This is a genomic window from Klebsiella sp. CTHL.F3a (genome assembly GCF_019890895.1).
GTDB lineage: Bacteria > Pseudomonadota > Gammaproteobacteria > Enterobacterales > Enterobacteriaceae > Klebsiella > Klebsiella grimontii.
The window spans coordinates 2,548,456-2,572,209 of record NZ_CP082360.1 but is presented as its reverse complement, the minus strand read 5'-3'; the positions used below and the strand labels follow the sequence as shown (position 1 = coordinate 2,572,209).

Annotated in this window: 20 protein-coding genes; 15 read left to right on the top strand and 5 right to left on the bottom strand. The window is 55.5% G+C overall.

The window, feature by feature from the left end; genetic code table 11:
* The first annotated feature begins 3 nt into the window (after positions 1-3).
* The 6 genes from K7H21_RS12070 (at position 4) to K7H21_RS12045 (ending at position 6,513) form a co-directional block, all read left to right on the top strand.
* Positions 4-642, top strand: a complete 639-nt coding sequence (locus K7H21_RS12070) for a CatA-like O-acetyltransferase, family 1 (protein ID WP_049114371.1) — start codon at positions 4-6, stop codon at positions 640-642.
* A gap of 279 nt (positions 643-921) precedes the next feature.
* On the top strand, positions 922-2,625 hold the full coding sequence (locus tag K7H21_RS12065; protein WP_223035802.1) for an ABC transporter substrate-binding protein: 1,704 nt from the start codon (positions 922-924) through the stop codon (positions 2,623-2,625).
* A 42-nt stretch (positions 2,626-2,667) separates the two neighbouring features.
* Positions 2,668-3,627: an ABC transporter permease gene (locus K7H21_RS12060; RefSeq protein WP_049114367.1), complete on the top strand. Its 960-nt coding sequence runs from the start codon at positions 2,668-2,670 to the stop codon at positions 3,625-3,627.
* Positions 3,627-4,574 (top strand): oligopeptide ABC transporter permease, encoded by a 948-nt coding sequence (gene opp4C / locus K7H21_RS12055; RefSeq protein WP_370512256.1) that lies wholly within the window; start codon positions 3,627-3,629, stop codon positions 4,572-4,574. The genes K7H21_RS12060 and opp4C overlap by 1 nt, the downstream gene beginning before the upstream one ends.
* On the top strand, positions 4,571-5,551 hold the full coding sequence (locus tag K7H21_RS12050) for an ABC transporter ATP-binding protein (RefSeq protein ID WP_004119358.1): 981 nt from the start codon (positions 4,571-4,573) through the stop codon (positions 5,549-5,551). Before opp4C ends, K7H21_RS12050 begins: the two co-directional genes overlap by 4 nt.
* On the top strand, positions 5,548-6,513 hold the full coding sequence (locus K7H21_RS12045) for an ABC transporter ATP-binding protein (RefSeq protein WP_112164823.1): 966 nt from the start codon (positions 5,548-5,550) through the stop codon (positions 6,511-6,513). The genes K7H21_RS12050 and K7H21_RS12045 overlap by 4 nt, the downstream gene beginning before the upstream one ends.
* Positions 6,514-6,589: 76 nt before the next feature.
* Here the strand turns inward: K7H21_RS12045 and K7H21_RS12040 are convergent, their stop codons facing one another.
* Positions 6,590-8,995 carry a membrane-bound PQQ-dependent dehydrogenase, glucose/quinate/shikimate family gene (locus K7H21_RS12040; protein ID WP_004119354.1) on the bottom strand — a complete coding sequence of 802 codons (2,406 nt, stop codon included), beginning with the start codon at positions 8,993-8,995 and terminating at the stop codon, positions 6,590-6,592.
* Between the two features lie 393 nt (positions 8,996-9,388).
* Here K7H21_RS12040 and K7H21_RS12035 point away from each other — a divergent pair, with 393 nt between their 5' ends.
* The 6 genes from K7H21_RS12035 to K7H21_RS12010 all read left to right on the top strand — a co-directional run bounded on the left by K7H21_RS12035 (position 9,389) and on the right by K7H21_RS12010 (position 15,924).
* Positions 9,389-9,937, top strand: a complete 549-nt coding sequence (locus K7H21_RS12035; RefSeq protein ID WP_004119352.1) for a tyrosine-type DNA invertase — start codon at positions 9,389-9,391, stop codon at positions 9,935-9,937.
* Between the two features lie 455 nt (positions 9,938-10,392).
* Positions 10,393-10,911 (top strand): fimbrial protein, encoded by a 519-nt coding sequence (locus K7H21_RS12030; protein ID WP_049114357.1) that lies wholly within the window; start codon positions 10,393-10,395, stop codon positions 10,909-10,911.
* A 100-nt stretch (positions 10,912-11,011) separates the two neighbouring features.
* Positions 11,012-11,701 carry a fimbrial biogenesis chaperone gene (locus tag K7H21_RS12025; protein WP_004119345.1) on the top strand — a complete coding sequence of 230 codons (690 nt, stop codon included), beginning with the start codon at positions 11,012-11,014 and terminating at the stop codon, positions 11,699-11,701.
* 60 nt (positions 11,702-11,761) lie between these two features.
* Positions 11,762-14,332 (top strand): fimbria/pilus outer membrane usher protein, encoded by a 2,571-nt coding sequence (locus K7H21_RS12020; RefSeq protein WP_004119344.1) that lies wholly within the window; start codon positions 11,762-11,764, stop codon positions 14,330-14,332.
* Between the two features lie 15 nt (positions 14,333-14,347).
* Positions 14,348-15,352 carry a fimbrial protein gene (locus K7H21_RS12015; protein ID WP_223035801.1) on the top strand — a complete coding sequence of 335 codons (1,005 nt, stop codon included), beginning with the start codon at positions 14,348-14,350 and terminating at the stop codon, positions 15,350-15,352.
* Between the two features lie 44 nt (positions 15,353-15,396).
* On the top strand, positions 15,397-15,924 hold the full coding sequence (locus tag K7H21_RS12010; protein WP_112164815.1) for a fimbrial protein: 528 nt from the start codon (positions 15,397-15,399) through the stop codon (positions 15,922-15,924).
* Positions 15,925-15,961: 37 nt separating this feature from the next.
* Here the strand turns inward: K7H21_RS12010 and K7H21_RS12005 are convergent, their stop codons facing one another.
* Positions 15,962-16,513 (bottom strand): tyrosine-type DNA invertase, encoded by a 552-nt coding sequence (locus K7H21_RS12005; protein ID WP_004119335.1) that lies wholly within the window; start codon positions 16,511-16,513, stop codon positions 15,962-15,964.
* A gap of 402 nt (positions 16,514-16,915) precedes the next feature.
* Between K7H21_RS12005 and K7H21_RS12000 the strand changes: the two genes are divergently transcribed.
* Positions 16,916-17,587, top strand: a complete 672-nt coding sequence (locus K7H21_RS12000) for a helix-turn-helix domain-containing protein (RefSeq protein WP_049114254.1) — start codon at positions 16,916-16,918, stop codon at positions 17,585-17,587.
* Positions 17,588-17,673: 86 nt separating this feature from the next.
* Here K7H21_RS12000 and K7H21_RS11995 read toward each other — a convergent pair whose 3' ends face one another.
* Positions 17,674-18,582, bottom strand: coding sequence for a DUF535 family protein (locus K7H21_RS11995; RefSeq protein ID WP_004119326.1), 909 nt, complete (start codon positions 18,580-18,582; stop codon positions 17,674-17,676).
* 305 nt (positions 18,583-18,887) lie between these two features.
* On the opposite strand from K7H21_RS11995, the gene K7H21_RS11990 reads away from it, so the two are divergent.
* Together K7H21_RS11990 and K7H21_RS11985 are read left to right on the top strand one after the other, a co-directional pair.
* Positions 18,888-19,028 carry a hypothetical protein gene (locus K7H21_RS11990; RefSeq protein ID WP_004102786.1) on the top strand — a complete coding sequence of 47 codons (141 nt, stop codon included), beginning with the start codon at positions 18,888-18,890 and terminating at the stop codon, positions 19,026-19,028.
* 277 nt (positions 19,029-19,305) lie between these two features.
* Entirely contained in the window at positions 19,306-20,643 is a 1,338-nt protein-coding gene (locus K7H21_RS11985; protein ID WP_142445623.1) for an L-cysteine desulfidase family protein, read from the top strand.
* A gap of 92 nt (positions 20,644-20,735) precedes the next feature.
* Here K7H21_RS11985 and K7H21_RS11980 read toward each other — a convergent pair whose 3' ends face one another.
* Positions 20,736-22,154, bottom strand: coding sequence for a Na+/H+ antiporter NhaC family protein (locus K7H21_RS11980; RefSeq protein WP_223035800.1), 1,419 nt, complete (start codon positions 22,152-22,154; stop codon positions 20,736-20,738).
* Positions 22,147-23,334 carry a trans-sulfuration enzyme family protein gene (locus tag K7H21_RS11975; RefSeq protein WP_223035799.1) on the bottom strand — a complete coding sequence of 396 codons (1,188 nt, stop codon included), beginning with the start codon at positions 23,332-23,334 and terminating at the stop codon, positions 22,147-22,149. Before K7H21_RS11975 ends, K7H21_RS11980 begins: the two co-directional genes overlap by 8 nt.
* Positions 23,335-23,754: the final 420 nt, after the last annotated feature.

The window sequence follows — 23,754 nt, the reverse complement described above, 5'->3', positions numbered from 1 at the left end:
CCCGTGGCCAACTATCGCGTAATCGACAAACAACACTGGCCGCGAAAAGATCATTTTGATTTTTATCGCGGTTTTGCCAACCCCAGCTTTAATCTCTGCGTTCCCGTCGAGGCGCAGCGGCTATACGAATGCGCTAAAGATCGCGGCGTCTCTTTTTTCCAGCTGGCGCTCTACGGGCTGGTGCGCGCGGCAAACGACGTGCCACAGCTTAAGCAGCGGCTGCTGGACGACGAGATTGTCGAATATGATCAATTGGCTGTGATGACGCCGGTGATGACCGCGCAGGAAGGTTTTCGCCAGGTCTGGTGCGATAACGCCGCTGACTTTGCCGCCTTTAGCGCTGCGGCTACGCCGAAGATTGACGCGGCGAAACGGACCGCGCCGGCGCCGCTTATCGTCAACGGCGAGAACTTCTTCTGCGCCAGCTGCCTGCCATGGCTGCATTTCAGCGCCATGACCCACGCCGAGTATTACGTCGGCGCAGCGGTACCCGCCCTCACCTGGGGCAAGCTCAAAAACGGCATTATCCCGGTCGCGGGCAGATTCAATCACGCCTTCGTCGACGGCCTGCACGCCAGCCGCTTTTTCGCCCGGGTCGAAGAGGGGTTTTCCGAACCGGATACGCTCTGGCAGACGCCATAAACTTTCGGCTTACGTTCCGGGCCTGCCCGCGGTCGCCGCACGCTACGTACTGCTTACCGCAGCATTGCGGCCGGATGGCGGCCCTTCCCCTTTCTCTCCCCCGCAGACAGCAGAGAACGCTGGCGCTTAGCACAAAAATGGCAGATTAATGCAGAATTATAGCTAATGCTAAATTGCTATAAGCCATAGCCTTTCGTTGTTAGACAGGCTGCGATGCGCCTCTTATCTTTCGTCATGATTTGTAAATACTCAACGCAATCAATTGATGAGGGAGCACTTTTGTCCAGACTACTGCACGGGTTAAAAACCAAACAAACGCGGTTCGCGCTTGCTCTGAAAATAGCGTTGCTCGGCGGCGCGGTGGCATTTTCTTCTGTCGCCATCGCCGACGACATTTTAAAAGAAGGGATCACCCCGGCCAGCGATGCCAGCCAGATCCCCGCGGCGGCGAAGCTGCGCAAAGATACCGTCGTGGCCGGCATCTCCGAGCCGCAGGGTATATTTAACCCCTACTTCTTCGTCAACGGCTGGGATGAGAACGTCACCAACGTCATCTTCTCGCGCCTGATCGACTGGGACAGCCACGGCAAGCTGGTGCCGGGCCTCGCCGAAAGCTGGACGGTCAGTTCGGATAACAAGGTCTACACCATCAAGCTGCGTCCCAACCTGACCTTTAGCGACGGTTCGCCGCTGACCGCCGAGGATGTCGCCTTTACCCTCACCGTGCTGCTGGACCCGAAATACGATGGCGATACCGATATTACGCTCGCCAATATCGCCGGCGGCGCGGACTACAAGGCGGGGAAAGCCGATAGCGTCAGCGGCCTGAAAGTGATTGATCCCTTAACGCTCCAGGTAACCACCACCCAACCGGGCGCGACGACGCTGGCAAAAATTGGCGGCCCGGTCCTCTCCAAAGCCTATTACGGCAAAGGCTACCAGCGCGGGAATCTCGATTATCTGCGCACCCTGCACGGCAAACCGCTGGGCAACGGTCCCTACGTTTACGACAAATACATCCCCGGCCAGGAGATTCGTTTCCACGCCAACAGCCACTTTTATCGCGGAACCCCGCCGACTCCGCGCTTTATTTATCGCGTGACCAACCCGTCGACCAACTTCCAGCTCTTCCAGACGGGCGAAACCGACTACGACGCCTTTACCTCGCGTCCTGATGATATCGAACAGCTGAAAATGCTCGGTTTTGCCAATATCAACCTCTACGGTTCCAGCGACTACAGCCAGGTGGAATTTAACCTCCGCCGCCCGGCGCTGAAGGACGTGAAGGTACGCCAGGCGCTGATTTACGGCCTCGACCGCCAGAAGCTGATTGATGTGGTCTACCAGGGCTACGGTAAAGTGGCGATTGAGCCTATCGCGCCGATCTCCTGGGCCTGGAACGCCGATGGGGTGAACCCGTATCACTATGACCCGGCGCAGGCGAAAAAGCTGCTTGACGGAGCCGGCTGGAAACCGGGTGCGGACGGTATCCGCGTTAAAGATGGCAAACGCCTCGAGTTAACCCTGCTGGTCAGCAAGAAAGTGCTCAACGATGCGCTGATCCCCATCGCCAAAGAGAACTGGCAGCAGATTGGCGTGCTGTTAAAACCGCAGGTGGTCGACTTCAACGCCCTGATGGCGCAGCGTAAATCGGGTAATTACGACCTGGCATCGTTCAGCACCAGCACCCTTAATGACCCGCACGATGGCGTGTGGGATTTTTACAGCGCGGAAGCGAAAGAGTCCGGCTATAACAATCCGCAGGTTGACAAGCTGATAACCGAAGGCAACTCGGTGCTCGACGTGGAAAAACGTAAGCCAATCTACCACCGGCTGTATCAGGTGCTGGCGCAGGACCCGCCGGTGATCCTGCTCGGCTACCGCGAAATTCTCTCGGCGAGCAGCGCCCGGGTTAGCGGCTTCAAACCGGATATCTACAACGGCCTGACCGGCAGCCTGCCGGATGTCAAAATCGTTAAGTAATCCTGAGCCGCCGGGCCTCCCGGCGGCTGACGTGAGAATGTCATGAGAAATTTCATCCTGAGACGGCTGCTGCAAACGCTGCCGATGCTGCTGCTGGCCTCCTTTATCATTTTTATGCTGTTTGCCAAAACGCCGGGCGATTTTATCGATGGCAATATCACCCTCACCGCCGCTCGCGCCGCCGAACTGAAAGCCATTTACGGCCTGGATCAGCCGCTGCTCACCCGCTATCTCCATTGGCTCGGCCAGCTGCTGCGCGGCGATCTGGGGTTCTCGCTGCAGTACCAGATCCCGGTCAGTCAGCTGCTCAACCAGTACATCTGGAACTCCTTTCTGCTGGCCAGCGTGGCGCTAGTGTTCTACTGGGGAATTGGCCTGACGGTGGGCGTGATCTCGGCGCTGAAGCCCAATTCTGCATTCGATCATCTGGTGAGCGTCGCGGTGTTCGCCGCCATGTCGTTCCCGACCTTTTTCCTCTGCCTGCTGCTGATCAAATGGTTCGCCGTCGATCTGCACTGGCTACCGGTGGGGGGCATGACCAATACCGGCAGCGACGACAGCGGCTGGGAGTATGTGCTGCAGGTCGCCGCCCATCTGGCGCTGCCGGTACTGGCGCTGGTGATGCTCCAGGCGGGGAGCCTGACCCGCTATTTTCGCGCCAGCATGCTCGATGTGGTGAAAATGGATTTTATCCGTACCGCCCGCGCCAAAGGGCTGCGCGAACGCACGGTTATCCTCAAGCACGCCCTGCGTAACGCCCTGCTGCCGATCATCACCCTGCTCGGCTTCGAGCTTCCGGGACTCTTCTCCGGGGCGATCATCACCGAAAAAGTGTTTAACTGGCCGGGGGCCGGGCATATTCATATCGATTCGCTGGCCGCCCGCGACTACCCGGTGTTAATGGGCTTCACCCTTTTTCTGGCGGTGCTCACTATTCTTGGCAACCTGATTGCCGATGTGCTCTACGCGTGGGCCGACCCGCGCATTCGCGTGAGGTCCTGATGCTTAGCTCTCTGTTCTCTTCCCGCCGACGCCTGCGTAAGGCGGAAATCCCGGCGCTGGCCCAGGTGACCCCGTCCCCCTGGCATCAGGCCTGGCGGGCGCTGCGCCGCAACCGGCTGGCGATGCTGTGCCTGCTGCTGCTGGCGGTCATGGCCCTGTGGTGCGTCCTGGGGCCGCTGTGGTCGCCGTGGCAAGACGACGCCACCGACGCCCTGATGATCAACAAGCCGCCCGGCGCGGCGCACTGGCTGGGCACCGACTTTCTCGGTCGCGATATCTATACCCGCCTGCTGCTGGCCGGGCGCATTTCGCTGATTATTGGCCTGCTGACCATGCTGCTGTCGGTCGCCCTTGGCTATCTGCTCGGCGCGCTGTCTGGCTACGCCGGCGGCCTGACCGATAAACTCATTATGCGTTTTGCCGACCTGGTGATGACCATCCCCGGCCTGCCGCTGCTGATTGTCGCGGGCGCGATGCTGTCCGAACTCGATTTCTCGCCGGACTCACGTATCTATATGGTGGTGATTATGCTGAGCCTGCTGGAGTGGCCGAAGCTGGCGCGGCTGGTGCGCGGACAGTGCCTCTCCCTGCGCGAGCGCGACTTTATGCTGGCGACCCAGGTGCTGGGGCTGTCGGCACGACGCCGCCTGTTTGGTCATCTGCTGCCGAATACGGTACCGATTCTGGTGGTGATGGCGACCATGGCGGTGGCTAACGCCATTCTCAGCGAGTCGGCGCTCAGCTACCTCGGGCTTGGGGTGGTGCCGCCAACGCCGTCGTGGGGCAATATGATGGACGCCGCCAACAGCCTGATCGACTTTCAGCGCCGTCCCTGGCTGTGGATGCCGCCGGGGATCGCCATTTTTATCACCGTTATTGCCATCAACGTGCTGGGCGACGGCCTGCGCGACGCGATGGATCCCAAAATGAAACAGAGGCTGAAATGAGTCGCCCGTTAATGACGTTTAATCAGCTTTCGGTCTCGTTTGCCGCCGACAAAAGCCGGGTACGCGCGGTGCAGGAGGTGTCGTTCTCTATCCACGCTGGGCAGACCGTGGGCGTGGTCGGCGAATCCGGCTGCGGCAAAAGCGTCACCGCCCTGTCGTTAATGGGCCTGCTGCCGCCGCAGGCGGCTCGCATTGACGGCGGAGAGATTCTTTTCGCGGGCCAGGACCTGCTACGGCTGAATAAGGCCCGCATGTCCGACCTGCGCGGCAATCAGCTGGCGATGATTTTTCAGGAGCCGATGACCGCCCTGAACCCGGTACTCACCGTTGGCGAGCAGCTGTGCGAACCGCTGATTCGTCACCGAGGCGAGTCGCCGAAAGCCGCATGGCGGCACGCTACCGCGCTGCTCGCCCATGTCGGGCTGGCGCGGGCGGAGAGCCTGATGGCCAGCTATCCACATCAGCTCTCCGGCGGCATGCTGCAGCGGGTGATGATCGCCATGGCGCTGAGCTGTCAGCCGAAGCTGCTGATTGCCGATGAGCCGACGACCGCGCTGGATGTGACCGTGCAGGCGCAAATTCTGCGCCTGCTGCGCGACCAGGCGCGGGCCAACCGGATGGCGATGATGCTGATTACTCACGATCTCGGGGTCATCGCGCAGATGGCCGAGCACGTCGTGGTGATGTACGCCGGGCGGATCGTCGAGCAGGGCGCGACCGCCGATATTCTGCGCAACCCGCAGCATCCCTATACCCAGGGGCTGATTGCCTCCCGTCCGGTACCGGGGGAACGGCGCCGCCGCCTCTACTCGATCCCTGGCCAGGTGCCGGACCTCGCCGCCCTGCCCGCCGGGTGCGCCTTCGCCGAACGCTGCGCCAACGCGACCGCGCGCTGTCGCCAGGGCGTTCCGCCGCTGGTGGGGCAAACCCAACAGGCGGCCTGCTTTTATAGTGAACTCGCGGAGTCCGTGATATGAGTCATGAATACGTGATTGAAGTGGATGGGCTGAAAAAGTACTTCCCGCTGCGCGACGGGCTGTTCGGTCAGCAGACCGGCGAACTGCGGGCGGTGGATGGCGTGAGCTTTAAAATTCGCCGGGGAACGATTTTTGGCCTGGTGGGCGAATCCGGCAGCGGGAAAACCACCGTTGGCCGTACGCTGCTGGGGCTGTATGAGAAGACCGCCGGTAGCGTCAAGTTTCGCGGTCAGGAGCTTTCCGAACTGTCGCCGCGTGCAATGCGCGCGCTGCGCCCGAAAATCCAGCTGGTGTTTCAGGATCCCTACAGTTCGTTAAACCCGCGGATCCGCATCGGTGACGCCATCGGTGAAGCGATGCTGGAGCACAAGCTGTGTCGCCGGGAGGAGCTGTATGACAAAACCATTGATGTCATGCGCATCTGCGGTCTTGCGCCGCAGCACTACCATCGTTTTCCGCACGAGTTTTCCGGCGGCCAGCGCCAGCGCATCGGCATTGCCCGGGCACTGATCCTAAACCCGGATTTTATTATTGCCGATGAACCCATTTCGGCCCTCGATGTGTCGATTCAGGCACAGATTATTAATCTGTTTTCCGATCTGCGCGACGACCATGGGGTGACGTTTTTGTTTATCTCCCATGACCTCGGCGTGGTAGAGCATCTGTGCGATGACGTGGCGGTGATGTACCTCGGCCAATTGGTGGAGACCGCCAGTCGCGATGCGCTATTCAGCCGGCCTTTGCATCCGTATACGCAGGCGCTGCTGGCGGCGGTCCCGACCCTCGATCCGAATAGCGAGCCGCTGGCGGTAGTGCAAGGTGAAATACCCGATCCGTCGAGGCCGCCCGCCGGCTGCCGCTTTTCCTCCCGCTGTCCGCAGGCCAGCGACCGCTGCCGGCGCGAAATCCCGGGATTAAGGGAGGTCGCCGACGGCCACCGCGTCGCCTGCCATGTGGTTTAGCGCCGGCCAGGCTTCAGACCATAAAAAAAGCCGCCCACAAAGGGGCGGCTGCTGCATAAGCGCCAATCGGGGTTAATTACTCCTCCAGCGCGAAGGCGATAATATCATCGCCCACGTCCGGCGAGTGGCTGGCGCCCCCGGCGGAGATCACCACGTACTCTTTACCGCTTTTCGGTGATTTATAGATCAGCGGCGCCGCCACGGCGCCTACTGGCAGACGGGCGCGCCACAGCTCTTTACCGGTGGCGGAATCCAGCGCGCGCAGGTAGTTATCCTGGGTTCCGGCGAAGAACACCAGACCGGATGCGGTTGACGTCGGGCCGCCCAGCGTCGGCATCCCCAGCGGGATATGCATATGCGTTTTCAGCCCCAGCGGCCCGGTATCCTCCACCGACCCCATCGGGACCTGCCACATCAGCTGACGAGTATTGAGATCGATGGCGCTCATGGTGCCAAACGGCGGGGTATTACAGGGGACGCCCAGCGCCGACTGCAAAATATCGATCCGCACGCCGCCGTATGGCCCGGCGATTTGCGGACGCACGGTCCCCATAAAGCCCGGCACCTCGTCGGTGGAGACTTTATATTTCGCCATATCCTCTTTCCGCACCAGCGACATTCTCAGCGGCATACGCATATCGTTGACGAACAGCGTTCCGGTGCGCTCATCGATAGTCATGCCGCCCCAGTTCATGCCGCCCAGCAGGCTTGGCCATTCGATATACGGTTTCTCTGACGGCGGCGTATACATCCCCAGATACGTCGATTCTTTGAAATCGATACGGCACATCAGCTGATCGAACGGCGTCACGCCCCACATCGATTTCTCGGTGAGCGGCTCGACGCCCAGCTGCGGCATGCCGGTGGAAAACGGCTGAGTGGCGGAGAGATGTTCGCCTTCCGCGCCGTCGCGGGCGACGGGCCGCTCTTCTACCCGGGTCACTGGCTTACCGCTGCGACGGTCAAGCACGTAGATCTGCCCGGTTTTGGTAGTCTGGATCAGGACCGGAACCTCTTCGCCCCGCTCATTTTTCATATGGAACAGCACCGGCTGCGACGGCAGGTCATAGTCCCAGATATCATGATGTACGGTCTGGAAGACCCACTTCGTCTCGCCGGTGCTGGCGTCCACCGCCACCACGGAAGAACCGTATTTCTCTTTGGCCGCGTTGCGATCGCCGCCCCAGTAGTCCGGCGGACCGTTACCGGTTGGCAAATAAATCAGGTTCAGCTCTTTATCAAAGCCCGGCACTGTCCAGACGTTCGGCGTTTCGAGGGTATAGACGCGACCTTTTACCGGGTCGGTAACGTTTTCCGGCTGACCAACGTCCCACGCCCACACCACCTTTCCGTTTCGTACGTCAAACGCCCGTACCACGCCGGAGGGTTCGCCATGCACGATATCGCGCACCCAGCCGCCGAGTACCGCAATATGCCCCATAATCACCGGCGTCGAGGTCGGGTGGTAGCGTTTGCTGTTTTCGGTATTGTCCATCCCCTGCTTCAGATCGACGCTACCATGCTCGCCAAAGTCATCGCACGGTTCGCCGGTTTTGGCGTTCAGGGCGATCAACCGGGCGTCGACGGTCGACACCAGGATACGCTGCGGGCACTGCTGCAGCGCCGGGCTGGCCTTCTCTTCCGCGCTCAGCGAATCATCGCTTTGTACATCGTAATAGCCAACGCCGCGGCAGGTGACGTGTTCGGCGGTACCTGCGTGCGGGTCAAAACGCCAGCGCGCTTTCCCGGTATCCGCATCCAGCGCGGTGACAACGTTCAGCGGCGTACAGGAGTAGAGCGTGTCGCCAATTTGCAACGGGGTATTTTCATCGACGCCAATGCCGGCGCCGGTAAGACGGCGGCCGGTGTGGTACGTCCAGGCCACTTTCAGATTTTTGACGTTTTGCGGCGTAATCTCTTCGTACGGCGCAAAACGGGTACCGGAGGCATCGCGACCAAAAAACGCCCAATTATCGTTTTTCGACGCGAGGGTCGGCGTTGCGTCGCCGCTCGCTTTGACTACGCCGTTATGAATAGCGCCGTGCGGGTAAAACGCTGATACCAGGGTCGCCAGCAGCAGCAGGAAAATCGCCGAGGCGCTCCAGCTGGCGTAGCGCCGCCGCGCAGGCCGCATTGGCAGCGTCGCCGCCAGCCACAGGGCCAGCATCAGCATCAGCGCGGGAACCACCAGCCGCGGGATCAGGCCCCAGTAGCTGAACTGCACTTCATACAGCGCCCAGCAAAGGGTCAACAGGAAAGTCAGAATGGCAAAAGGCAGGACATAGCGGCTGCGGATGAGATAGCCGACGGCGATAAGTAGATAAGCGAGACCAGCTAACAGATACCAGGCGCTGCCGCCGAGAGAGAGGAGTTTGCCTCCCCAGAAAGTGAAAAAGAGTCCAATGCCAAAGCTGAGTAATACAAAGAGTAATCGGTAAACGGTGAAGAAAATCCCTCTCCCGCTACCTTGTCGTTCGTCCATAGTTCATTCCATACGACTTCAGTCGAAAAAACCAAAACATCTAATATAAATAGCGCCTTATCGAATAGATAAGAGCACAGACCGCATATCATGTTAGTTGGACGCTCCCGGACAGAGCGAAGAACGTAAGGAATCATATTCATTTGTAAAATTAATGTAAAACTATCACGCATTAAATGTTTAAAATTTTTTAATTTATAAAAGTAAGTTGAAGGAATGTCAGGTTATAACGACAGCCGCAGGACCCGCGCGGCGGCGGGCGAGTAAGGCCCAGCCGCCTTGCTATCCTCTCCCCGCTGTTTAATCATACCCGGCGCACTCAGCTGACTGCGTTACCCAGGGCGAAATACGCCTGAAGAGATAAATATTTGATGGCTATTCAGGAGGTTAATCATGAATAAACGAAAATATCTCACCGAAGCGGAGATTAAAAAAATCATTTACGAAGCGAGCAAGGGGGCGAACCCGGAGAGGGACCGTTGTTTAATCTGGATGTGCTTCATTCATGGCTGCCGCGTCAGCGAAATTCGCCACTGGCGGCTATCGGACCTTGACCTGCATAACCACTCAATCTACGTCAAACGGCTTAAGAATGGGTTTTCCACCACCCATCCCCTCTTTTCCAGCGAGATGGGGTTTATCCGTGAATGGCTGATGGTGCGTAAAAACTATCGCAATAGCGACAGCGACTGGCTCTTTCTGTCGCAAAAAGGAACACCGCTATCGCGTCAGCGGATCCACGTGTTAATTAGCCATTACAGCCGAAGCGCCGGTTTGAGGATTGCGGCGCATCCCCATATGCTGCGTCACGCCTGCGGTTTTTCGCTGGCCGATAAGGGCATGGATACCCGATTGATTCAGGATTATCTCGGTCACCGAAATATTCAGCACACGGTGCTTTATACTGCGAGCAATGCTGCAAGATTTAAAAATATATGGTGAAGCAACAAGGAATATATTTCTTACTTGACATAATGTATCAGATTGTCACCAACATAAAGAATCGCCAATAAACTGTCAAGTCGTAAGGTTTTCCAGTTCGGTAATAATTAAAAACATTAATAATCAATAGATTATCTACATTCTTTACTTTCGCAGCGAATCCTGACCTCCGCCAGCGCGCCGCAGCCCACCAGATTTTTTACCACATCAAACGCAAGAAGCAGTTTTAAGTATCGCATAAAACGCCATCCATGGCATTTATAACGACAAAGTTAACAAACAAAATATATAAAACTAAACAAGACACTTTGATACAAAATGTCTTCTGCCGAAATACGCTTCAGCATCACTGAACTTATTTTCTCCGGACATCTGGCTATCGGATTAATAAATATTCACGGATATCTTCTTTCCGCGAATGTATTACCTATCCCATTACTTATAAGGACAACCTTATGAAAAAGTGTCTTATTGCCGTTAGCCTGGCGGCGGCTGCCTTCTCCGCATCGGTATTAGCCGACGATGGCCGAATTAATTTTTACGGTTCCATCACCGATAGCGCCTGCACGGTGGTGAATAATATGAGTAACCCGCTGTCGGTCATGATGGGGAACGTCTCCAGCAGTGCCTTCACCGGCGCGGGCTCAACGGCCTCGCCAACTAAATTTAATATTGCCCTCAAAGATTGCCCTGAGTCGGCGAAGTCCGCCACGGTTAAATTCGACGGTACGGCGGATAGCAACGTCGCCACCCTTCTGGCGCTAACGCAAGAAGCCGGCGTCGCCAAGGGCGTGGGTATTCAATTAATGGATAACAAGAATGTCGTGGTGCCGTTATATACCGCCTCGTCCGCGTATCCACTACAGGCTGGCGATAATAACCTCGCATTCGTCGCCCGCTATTATGCGACGGCTAATACCGTGAGCGCAGGATTCGCCAACGCGACCAGCAGTTTTACTCTTAATTACAACTAATGGATATTTCGCCGGCGCATTGCTATTTCGTCGGCGTTATTCCTCGGACCGGCGAAAACCGGTCCAACCCTTTTTCGTATCTGTGGAGTAAATGGCTATCATGCATAACGGATATAGAGTCTTTCCCCTCTTGCTTATATTACTGGCTAACGGATTAGCGGCCGCGGCGGAAAGCGGCGGCGTCACTATTGGCGGTACGCGGCTGATCTTTGACGGCGGTAAAAAGGAGGCCTCGCTGAGCGTCAGCAATTCCGATAGCGCTCCGTATTTAATTCAGTCGTGGATTGAGTCTGCCGATAACAATCCGCGTAAGCCGCCGTTCATTATTACGCCCCCGCTGTTCCGCCTCGACGGCAACCAGCAAAACCTGCTGCGGATCGTCAATATTGGCGGCCTGCTGCCGGCCGATCGCGAATCGCTTTACTGGCTAAACGTCAAAGCAATCCCGACTAACACCGCCCCCGATAACGCCAATACGCTGCAAATCGCCGTAAGAACGCGTCTTAAGCTCATTTTTCGCCCCAAAACCCTCAAAGGCACCCCGGAACAGGTGACGCATAAGCTGAAATGGCGCCAGGCAGGCCGTCGGCTCACGGTAACGAATCCCACGCCTTTTTACATGAATTTCAACGAGGTAACGATAGGTAATCATCCTATTACCAAAGCCACTTTTGTCGCGCCAATGAGCTCAGCCACGTTTGATACCCCCGACAAAGTGGTCGGTCAGGTGTCATGGAAAATCATCAGCGACTTTGGCGGCGTTGGAGAAAGCCACAGTCAGGATCGCTAATCCGCCGCCGACGACGGTTTGCGCTGCGGCTATCAGCCGCCAACTAAGGAGCACTTCAGGATGAACAAAAGAACGTTAAGCGACTCGCCCTTGAATTTAGCTTGCCTTATCGCCACCCAGGTTGCCCTGATTGCGGCGATATGCCCCTCTGCTAACGCCCGCGACCGGTTCAACGCCGCCCATCTGGAAACCGGCGACGGCGGCCAGGCCGCTACCGATCTCTCCGCCTTTGAGGAGCATGGCGGGCAGCTGCCCGGCCGCTACAGGGTCGATATTTATGTTAATAACAGCAAAGTGGATACCCGCGACGTTGAGTTCCGCATGCAGCAAAACGCGCAGGGGCTGAGTACATTACAGCCCTGTCTGTCCCTGAGCGACCTGGCGTCATGGGGCGTCATGACCCAGCGCTACCCGGCATTAGGCCCGACCGCCGATGGCTGCGCCAGGCTGTCGGCGCTTCCCCAGGCCAGCGCCGACTTTCGTTTTTCACGCCAGCAGCTGTTGTTGAGTTTTCCGCAATCTTCGCTTAACAACGCCGCGCGCGGCTGGGTCGATCCGGCGCGCTGGGATGACGGTATTCCGGCGGCGCTGATAAATTACAGCGTAAGCGGCGCTAACAATCGGGAGAAAAAGGGCGGCGGCGACAACGGAAACGCGCAGTACGTTAATTTGCGCCCCGGACTCAATCTCGGTCCCTGGCGGTTGCGTAATTACACCACCTGGAATCGCAGCAGCCAGGACGGCAAAAGCGGTACCTCCACAAAATGGGATACCGTCTATACCTACGCACAGCGCGATATACGTGCCCTGAGGAGCCGCCTGACGCTGGGTGACAGCACCACGCCCTCCGATATTTTCGACAGTATTCCGTTTCGCGGCGGCCAGCTGGCGTCTGACGACGATATGCTGCCGGAGAGCCTACGCGGCTATGCCCCGGTGGTGCGGGGGATCGCCCGCACCCATGCCCAGGTCACGATCCGGCAAAACGGCTACATCATTTATCAGACCTATGTTTCGCCCGGTAGCTTCGAAATCAGCGATATGTACCCCACTGGCGGTTCTGGCGACCTCTACGTCACCATCAAAGAGTCTGACGGCAGCGAGCAAATCCTCGTGGTGCCCTACGCCTCGGTCCCGGTCCTGCAGCGTGAAGGTCGCTTAAAGTACGCCATGACCGCGGGCGTTTACCGCGCCTATGACAACGGCATCGATAAAACCCCGCTGGCTGCCGGTACCGCGATTTACGGTCTTCCTGCCGGCTACACCGTTTACGGCGGCGGACAGTTTAGCAACAGATACCAGGCGTTAGCGCTAGGGGTGGGTAAAAACCTCGGCCCCGTTGGCGCCGTATCCGCCGATGTCACCCAGGCATGGTCACGGCAAAAATACCGCGCGCGTGAAGAGGGTCAGTCATGGCGTATTCGCTACAGTAAAAACGTGGTGCAGACCGGGACCAATTTCACCTTTGCGGGATATCGTTACGCCACCAGCGGCTTTTGGGATATGCAGGACGTGCTCAACACCTGGCGCGATGGACGACGCTACGCTGCGCCGGAACGCAGACGCAACCGCGCGGAGCTCACCGTCACCCAGGATCTCTTTCAGATTCCAGGCAACCTCGCCCTTAGCGCGATCCTCGAAGACTACTGGGACACCAACAAGCGTATGGAGTCCTACAGCGCGAGCTACAACAGTTCGTATCAAGGCATCAGTTTCAGTCTGAGCTACAGCTATAACATTCATTCAGCGGAACGCTACGGCCAGCGTTCCGGGCGCGCCTACGACCGCGATGGGCTGTTTGCGCTCACCATGAGTATTCCTCTGGATAAATTATTCGGCGGTCATTCAACCTACGTCAGCTACATGCTGAATACCAGTAAGCGGGGGAATACCACCAATAATGTGAGCCTGGGCGGCACCCTGCTTGCCGATAATAACCTGAACTGGAGCGTCATGCAGGGCTATGGCTCTCAGGGCCAGGGGAGTAATAGCGGGCTCAATGCCGACTGGCGCGCCTCTTATGCTGAGACCCTCGTCGGCTACGCCCGCGACCGCTACAGCGAGCGCTTTAACTACGGTTTGCAGGGTGGGATCGTCGCGCATCGCAACGGTATCACCTTCAGCCAGCCCCTCGGCGAAACGATGGCGCTGATCGCCGCTCCCGGAGCGCAAAACGTGTCGGTGCTCGGACAATCAGGGGTGAAAACCGATCTCTTCGGCTACACCGTCATCCCCTACCTCAGCCCCTATCGCAAAAACGATCTCACGCTGAATACCGAAACCCTGGCCGATGACGCGGAGCTGGCGCTAGCGACCCAGACGGTTATCCCCACGCGCGGCGCGCTGGTGAAAGCCAGTTATCAAACCAGCCTCGGGAAACGGGTATTGATGAATCTGCGCAAACGCAACGGCGCGCCGGTGCCGTTCGGCGCAGCGGTTATCGATCCCGCCTCCCCGACGGCAGCAAGCTTCATCGTAGGCGATGGCGGGCAGGTCTATCTCACAGGGTTAAGAGACGCCGGCCAGTTGAACGTTAGCTGGAGCAGCGAGCCGGATGGCCGATGCACGGTGAATTACCGCCTGACGCCAAGCGCGGGCGGGATTATCAACCTCAATGAACAGTGTCTATAGCAGGAGCATGACGATATGAAACGAGTCCACGTCCCCCTTATGCTGGCCATCCTTATCGCGAGCGCTGCCCATGCAGATAACGGCTATTATTGCCCCAGTTCCCCGTCCACGCCGTATATCCAGCAGCTTGCGCAGATCGCGGTATCGCGGGCGCTGCCGGTTGGCAGCGATATTCCCGGCACTCAGCGGGTGTTCACCTTTAGCGGAAACTGCAAAGATCGCCACGGTTGGGCTCCCGTCACCCCCGGCCACCCCATTATCGCCTGCTATTACGGCAGCGGCGAAGAAGTGGCGGGTTTCCCCGGGGTCTATAAAACCGGGGTCGAGGGGATCGGGATTGCGCTACAAAATAGCGCCGGTCGGAGAATCAAAGGCGCCGGCAGCGACTGCGATACGCGTGGGGATGCGCTGGGGTATGTCTCCAGCGACGGCAATCTGACCTTTGGCTATACGGTTAAACTGGCGCTGGTAAAAACCGGAGAGACCGCCATTAGCGGCACGCTCGACGTCGCGCAAACCAAATTCGGTATGGGTGCCTACGATACCGGCCTCGGCATCGGTAGTCAGGGCCAGCAAAACTTTATAGGTTATGCCGGAGATATTGTTTATAAAGCGGTAAGCTGCATCGTGCCCTCGACGCTCACCGTCACCATGGGCGCGATCCCGGTCAGCCAATTCTCCGGCCCCGGCAGCACCAGCGGCGAACAAAACCTCCAGATCCCGGTGCGGTGCGATGATAAGGTCGCCGTGAATACGTCTATCAGCAGCCAGAGCTACCTTTCGCCGACGCTCGGCGTAGTGGCCTTAAGCAATGGAACCGGCGTGGCCGAAGGGATCGGCGTCCAGGTGCTCCATAACGGTTCACCCGTCCAGTTTGATCGGTTTTTCCCGGTCGGCACCATCCCTGAGGCTGGAGCATCAATAACCCTGCCGCTCACCTTTCGCTATTACCAGAACGCGCCGACGATCCATCCCGGCCGCGCCAACGCGGTGGCAACCTTAACGATGATGTACAACTGAATTTATCCCGTTCCCGGTTCTAATTGGTTACTAAGGAGTCGATAATGAGAATTATCGCCAGCCCGGCCGCTATCACGTTATTTACGGCGATTGCGTCATCATCGCCCGTTAATGCAGCGGATGTTACCCTGTATATCAACGGGGATATTGTTGCTTCCTCCTGCACCGTCGAGAACAACGGTATCTATAATATCGACCTCGGACATAATATTCCCAGCCGTCGGCTCAGCGAGGCCAACTCTTATTCAGCGTGGAAAGCGTTTTACGTGACGTTGAGCGACTGTCCTGTCGGGACATCAAGGGTGACCGCGCACTTTACCGGCCCTGTCGACGGTACCGACCCTGGTCTCTATGCCAACGTGAACCGCCCTGACAGTTCACGCAATGTTGCGATAGAACTCCAGCGTATAACCGGCTCGGTTAATGCCGGCAGCGGAAAATCGATTGCCGTCGATGTTGATACTCGCCGTCAGGCTATATTCGACATGCGGGCGCGCATCTTTAGCGTCGCAGGCGGCGCCACCGCGGGGAATATCAGCACCACGGTCGTCATGAATTTTACCTATAACTAAAGGGTATCTGGCTCTTGTCGGGCCAGATACCCTGGCGTCAGAGGGTAATGGAGTTAAAGCGCGCTGGATTGCTCGCCGTATACAGTACGGTATGTTGAATATTGCGATGACCGAGATAATCCTGAATCAGACGGGTATCCACGCCCTCTTCCGCAAGCGCATAGCCGCAGGCGTGACGCAGCATATGCGGATGCACCGGCACGGCAATTCCGGCCTGTACGCCATAGTTTCGCATCATGACGTGAATTTGCTGTCGCGAAAACGGCGTGCCTTTTCGCGACAGGAACAGCCACGGAAGATCGGCGTTTAAACAGCCCGTACGCTTAATCAGCCACTGGCTTAACGCCAGCTGTTCACGGGGCTGAAGAGGATGAATGGTGGAAAAGCCATTTTTTAAACGCCGAATGGCGATTCGCTGACTGGATAAATCAATATCACTCACTTTTAAAAAACGTAATTCACTTACGCGCAGTCCATGAATAAAACACATGAGTAGCATGCAATAATCACGCAGCGAACCATCCTGCTGCTGCGAAGCATGAATTAAAGCTTCTACTTCTTTTTTGCTTAAGTATTTTCGTTTTTTCATAGCCAACCTGACGGTTTCTTCAATGGAGCCCTTAAGGTCCGGCTCTTATATTGACTCTGCTCATGGCGACTGGCAGTCCATTATTGAGCAACCCTTTATTGCTGAATATCCTGCATGCGGTTAATGGTTATGAACGCTATCGCCCAATAATATAAAACATCAGGAATAGCCCAAACATTATCTATATAAAAATAAAACCCAATAAATTTAGTGGTTACGTAAATAAGGAGATTTATAAACTTATGCTATTAATATTTATCTTAAGTCTGATGAGGCGGCAAGTTTTTTTAAGTCTATGCGTAGACTCATTGAGGGTTTATCCGCCCCTCGCCGTCATTGATAATGCTGTTGCAACACTTTGCTGTTTTTGGGAGTTATCTTTTTCATAAGGAAATCATTAGCATGGAAACAATCCCCCGTATACAACATGATACTGACCTGCTGCGCACCATCACCAAACCTCTGCATGACATTGAAAAAATCATTCACTTCCTGGCGCCAAAATGTAACAAAATGTTAATGGAAAAAAGAAGAAACATCGGCATTGTGAAAGAAAACCAGCATCAATGTTTGGTTTTATTCAGAGGCACCATGTCTTTATATCGCAACAATGACGGACTCGTCATTAACTCTGAAACGGGCCCCTTCATCTTTGGCATAAATAGTCAGCTGCGTTTTTCTCGCCATATTTATCTGCGCACCCAAGAGGCCTCGACAATTGGCCTCATCTCTATTAATCACGCCCATAATATCATCGCTGAACAGCAGCTATGGGAAAACGTCACCCGCCTTCTGGAATATTCTTCAGCTAAAGTCTACGCCCATTGCTTTAAGGTTTCTAAGCTTTCCTGTTATGAAATTATTGTCCATCAGCTCATAGAATTAAACAATGAACCGGTGGCCATCAAAAATAAAACTACCGCCGCCAATTATATTTTGTCGCGAACCTTTTTGTCGCGCAGCGGTGTCATGCGAACCCTCGCTAAATTAAAACAGCTAGGGGCCATTGAGCTTTATCGCGGCGTGCTGGTCACGATTAAGCAACTGCCGCCCAGCCTCAAGCTTAGCGAATAATTTCGCCGGTGGCCTTCAGCGCATGTTTACCCCGATATTGCCGGCGGGCAGCCCCCTGCCCACCGGCAAATGCGCAGCAAGAGTAATCAGCCGCTACGGTTCACGCAAATGTCGCGTAGCGCGGCGGCAAGATCCAGCTGCGCCAGCTCTTTCAAGCCTTCTCGCTTGATAAACTGGCTGCGGTGCTTGCTTTTTACCTCTTCCAGGCTTTTCTTTATCTCGCTCGGCGGTAATTTGTACCAGCCGCGCCGATGCTTCTCGCCGCCAATTTCCAGCCAAAGCTCAGAATAACTGGTTTTTACTCTCTCGCTTTTAACATGGTAATGGCTGTCAATCGCATAGATTTCCTTGATATTGAAATGCGACAAGAAGCCGTACAATAGCGTGATAATTAAGTTTTTCGGGCGAATGCCGTAAAGCTCTTTGGTCAGCGCCTTAACTTCTTCATTATCAATGTCTTTCCCCCCCTGGATACCGCCAATCCACGCCTGGCCATCTGCGGTGCAGGAAAAACAGATACTGTAGACGCGCCTATCGCCGAGGAACATTAACAGCATCAGCTCCCCCTCCTCCTGAAAAGGGGATGCCAGTAGCTTCACATCAATACAGGCACCGTTTTTCAGCGGAATAGCGATTAAAGAACGACCGAACGCCGCCATATCGTACAACTGCGGCAACGCCTCGGGACGGAAGGTTTTCTCTATAAAATTCAAAGCGCCATGAGCAATATTGAGCTTCGCTCTTTTTGACATCTTTTTATTTAAATAGGCCTTGAAGGGTTTATCTTCAAAGTTAACCAGCCCCTCGGTTGCGCCGGTTAATTTCGCGCAAGTGTAGTTTTCACATAATGTCTGATATTCCTTATATTTCCCTCCGACTAGCGATATCTCGCGGCATTTACGCAATGCCTTTTTATAGTTGAGTTTAACGTGACAAATAAATTTATTATTTTTCCGCCATTCTTTGATAGCGGCTACTGCGGTTGTCGAAGCCATTGACCATAATCCATAGATACATCCATAAGCCCGCCAATATTAGCATAGTTTACACAAGTCAATGCTTAACCCACCGTTCGTTGTCGATTCGTTTAATAAATAATTTGCTTAGCACTAAAATAATTGCCGCCAGTTTCTGAAATAGTCTTTCAACTATTATTATTGGTAGGGTATCGGCTATTCCTGCTTTAACAGAACCTACCTGCACTTACCGCTATGTGCTGCCGGCGCGCAGGCCAGGTGCATCCCTCTGCCGTTTTGCCTATACTTGCTCACGGTCAAAACTGAACTTAAGTGGGTAACGCATGGAAATTGATCTCGATAACCTGGTCTTTAGCGGACTGGAAGAAGCGCAAGAGCGCAACGCTGAACGTCTTGAAGATGCCGATAAAAAAGCGCAGGCCATTGTTGCCGACGATGACTGCGGCGACGCCTGTAAGATCTAACCGCTAAACCGGCAATCCTGCCGGTTTTTTTGCCCACCTCGCCCCCCGCTGCGGCTATAAAAACGCCTTCAGCGCGCCTTTCAAAGAAAATTTTTCTCCGGATACGCCATTTTACAAATTTAACGTGCAACTTTTTTCTCTGCCGGGTGGGGTAATATTCTGGCTATCGTCCCTGTCGGTCATACTGCCCTCCCTCGGCCCACAGGCGTAAATCCACGTCGGGAAAGAACGCTTTCGCTCGACGGACATTTTTCTGTACCGACCCAGAGGCTCAGTCATGTCATACCGGGAAGATCATGCTCAATGGAACGCCTTTATTCACGCCCTGAAACAGGAAGTCAAACCCGCGCTGGGGTGTACCGAACCGGTCTCCGTCGCCCTCGCCTGCGCCGTGGCCGCGCGGCAGCTCTCCGGCGCGGTGGTGCGCATTGAGGCGGCGGTTTCGCCGAATTTAATGAAAAATGGCATGGGCGTGACTATCCCGGGGACGGGAATGACCGGCCTGCCTATCGCCGCGGCCCTCGGCGCCATCGCCGGCGATCCGCAGGCGAATCTCGAGGTGCTGAAGAGAGCCACCCGGCGGGAAATGGACGCCGCCAGGGCGTTGCTTGAGGCCGGCGCCGTGCGCGTGGTACTGCAGGAACCCTGCGATGAAATTCTGTACGTTCGCGCTAAGGTCTACGCGGGGGATGAGCACGCGACGGTGACCATCATCGGCGACCACACCAACGTCGTGGCCATTGAAAAAATGGGCCACTCCCTGTTTATCAAGCACGAAAGCGCGGCCAGCGATCGTGGCATTGACCCGCTGATGCAGGTTGCCCGCAGCTCGCTGCGCGATATCTACGATTTCGTTTGCGAGGTTCCTCCGCACGAGATCGCGTTTATTCTCGAAGCGGGTGCGATGAACGACGCTCTGTCAAAGAAGGGCCTGGTTAAGGAGTGGGGTTTGCATATCGGCCCGACGCTGAAGCGCCAGGTCGACAACGGGCTGGTTTCCGACGATATGTTTACCGAGATCCTCTACCGGACCAGCGCTGCGTCGGATGCCCGAATGGGCGGCGCATCGCTGCCGGCGATGACTAACTCTGGTTCCGGCAACCAGGGTATTACGGCGACCATGCCGGTGGTGGTGGCCGCCGAACGCCTTAACGCCAGCCAGCAGCAGCTGGCCCGTGCGCTGGCGCTCTCGCACCTGGTCGCCATCTATATCCATTGTAAACTCCCGCGCCTGTCGGCCCTGTGCGCCACCACCACCGCCGGGATGGGCGCGGCGGCGGGGATTATCTGGTTAATGAACGGCAGCTTCGACACCATCGCCATGGCGATCAACAACATGATCGGCGACGTCAGCGGCATCATTTGTGATGGCGCTTCCGGCAGCTGCGCCATGAAGGTCTCCACCAGCATCTCTTCCGCCTGGAAGGCGATTCTGCTGGCGCTGGATAATTCAGTCGTTTCCGGCAACGACGGCATCGTCGATCGCGATGTGGAAAACTCGATTGCTAATCTTTGCGCCATTGCCGGGCGGGCCATGCAGCACACCGACCGGCAAATCATCGAAATTATGGCGCACAAGCGTTATCAGGCGGTAAGCGCCGGGAACGAAGCATAACGCGGGGTGAAGAATTCTACACTGGCGTTATTTACCGCGGCGCATTTTCTGGAGCAATAACTTTAGGCGCAACCCGTGGTTAACTTTATGAACTAAAGAGTAAAACCGACGATTAAATAGACCATGAGCGCCAGACTTCCCGTCACCAGGGCGTAGGGCATTTGGGTACGAATATGCTCAATATGGTCACAGTTGGTCGCCATCGAGGCGACGATGGCGTCGCTGGAGATCGGCGACGTCATATCGCCAAAAATTGAGCCGGATATCGCCGCGCCGATCATAAATTGCGGGTCGATGCCTAACGAGACCCCCAGTTGAACGCCGATCGGGATCATAATGGCGAAGGTTCCCCACGAGGTGCCCGTCGCCAGCGACATGACTGCGGCAATCAGGAAGATAAAGCCGATCGAGAATCCGGATGGGATCACGCCGGAGGTAATAGAGGCGATATACTGCCCGGTATTCAGTTCCGCTGAAATATGCCCCATCAGGAAAGCCAGGATCATGATTGAGCTAATTTTCACCATGCTGGCGTAGCCGATGTACAGCTCTTTGAAAAAGTTCTCAACGTTCAGAATACCGCGCGCGCGGAACCAGATAAAAGAAACAACAGTACCAAACATGACGCCGGAGTAGACCGACATCGAACCGCTGCCTTTGGAGAACTGTCCGTCGCCGGTAATATACAGCACCACCGGGACCATTAAGACGGTGGAAAGAATCGGAATAAAGAAGTTGAGCAGCGAATGACAGGCCGGGTGATCGATAACCGGGTCCGCTTCGTCAGCCCCCTGCTCTTGCTCGATTTCCATCAGCGCGGTTTCAAACTTTAGCTCCGCCTTTTTCATCGGCCCCCAACCGTAGCCGGAGAGAATATAAAACAGCACCGAGGCCAATGAAAACCAGGCCATCGTGTTCCAGATCATTGAGCTTGCCAGGACTTCAAAAGGCTCGCCGGTCAGGTAACCCTGCGCAATCTGCACTCCGATAACGCCCATCATCGCCGCCCCCCAGCCGTTGATCATCACCGACGAGCAGACCGACACGCAGGAGGTCTGGATAATATAGGACATCTTTTCCGGCGAGACTTTATAGCGCCGGGCCAGGTTTTTTGTCGAAGCGCCGGCGATCAGCTGGTTTATCGAGCTCTCGATAAAAATCAACGAGGTCACCAGCATCGCCAGCAGATGTACCGATTTTTTATTGGTGACAAAATCGTTTTTTTCCGAGAGAAACTGCACCAGCTTACGCACCCCGCCGGTCACCACGATCAGCCGCATAATGCCGCCGATCATCACCATAAACACAATCGTTCGCGCGTTACCGGCGGAGGCGAAGGTTTCGATAATCCCATTCAGGGTGCCGCCAACCCCCTGGATAATACTGTGGTTAATCACCGCGTAGCCGACAAAAATACCGGTCAGCAGCGAGAGGATCACCTGGCGGGTCAGGATCGCCAGAATAATCGTGACCAGCGGGGTAATGATCGTCCAGATACCGTAGTCATGCATGATGATTATCCTGTGTGATGTCCATAGCGGCGAAAGCAAACTCCAGGTCTTGCAGCAAATCATCGATATGTTCGATGCCGACGGAGAAACGCAGCGTCATGTCGTAAACCCCGATGGCTTCCCGCTCCTCTTTTGACATCGCCCCGTGGGACATGGAAGCCGAATGGTTGATCATGCTCTCCACCCCACCCAACGATTCCGCCAGCACAAAATAGTGCAGACCGCCGATAAAGCGTTTCAGGCTCTGGATATCCCCCTTCAGCGTCGCGGTCACCACCGCGCCGCCCGAACGCATTTGCTGCCTACAAAGTTGATGCTGCGGGTGAGATGGCAGGCCCGGGTAGTAGACGCTGGCTATCGCCGGATGATTTTCCAGATATTCCGCCACCCGCTGCGCATTGCCGCACTGACGCGCCATGCGCAGATCCAGCGTTTTCATTCCGCGCAAGGCAAGATAGGCATCGAATGGCGAAGCAATAGAGCCGAGAGTGGTTTTAATGAAATCAAGCCGGGACGCCAGCGCTTCGTTATTGGTTATCACCGCGCCGCCAATTAAATCTGAATGCCCGCCGACATATTTACTGGTAGAGAGCATGACCATATCCGCCCCCATTTCAAGCGGCTTATGGTTCCAGGCGCTGGCAAAGGTATTATCGACGCAGGTGGTAATGGCCCGTTGCCGGGCGATACGGCAAACCCGGGCAATGTCGACCAGTTCCAGTAAGGGATTCGTCGGCGTTTCAATCCAGATTAACGCCGTGTTTTCCTGAATAGTGCTTATCAGGCTTTGCTCATCGTTCAGATCGATATAGGAAATCGTGACGCCGGTGGTATGCGTTTTTAATTTTTCAAACAGCCGCCAGGTTCCGCCGTAGACGCCTTTCATCGCGATAATATGGGCGTCTTTAGGTAAGAGTTCCATAACGATATTGGTGGCCGCCATTCCCGAGGCGGTAGCGGTGGCGTAAATGCCGCCTTCCAGTTCGGCGAGAGCCGATTCATAAGCTTTACGCGTTGGATTAGAGACCCGTGAATAACAAAATTCGCCACCTTCATACAGATTAGGTTGAATAAATGAGCTGGCCGTGACGATCGGTGTAAATATAGCATGGGTTACTGGATCGGACTGATTTCCAGCATGAACCGCCAGGGTAGCAATATCTTTAGTTCTGGTTTTCATAGGGTACACTCAAATTATTATCAGATATAAAATGTCATGAGTCTTTATTTTTGCGATCAGCGAAGCTGGCAAATAAAACAATCGCCAAAAATCCGTTTAATAGCCTGGGAAAATATGGCTAGCGCATCATTAACAGCGTGATTGGCGTTTTCTGACCACCGTTAAAATATATATCAGGCGGAAAAGAAAATTTTGCCTATTTTCCCTCTAATCAGCTAAATATGGAGAAAAATGTTCTCTGACAACCAAAGCCAGCATCTTTTAATCTGTTGATATAAAACACTTTAATTTTAAAGGGTGATGCTAATCACAAAAAATAGGGGAAAAATACTCTCTTACGCGCCTGACCTGGGCTGCGTTCGCGCGCCGCCGGCTGCGCAGAATGAGTTAGAGCTATTTGCCGCTAAATGCTGTATGGTC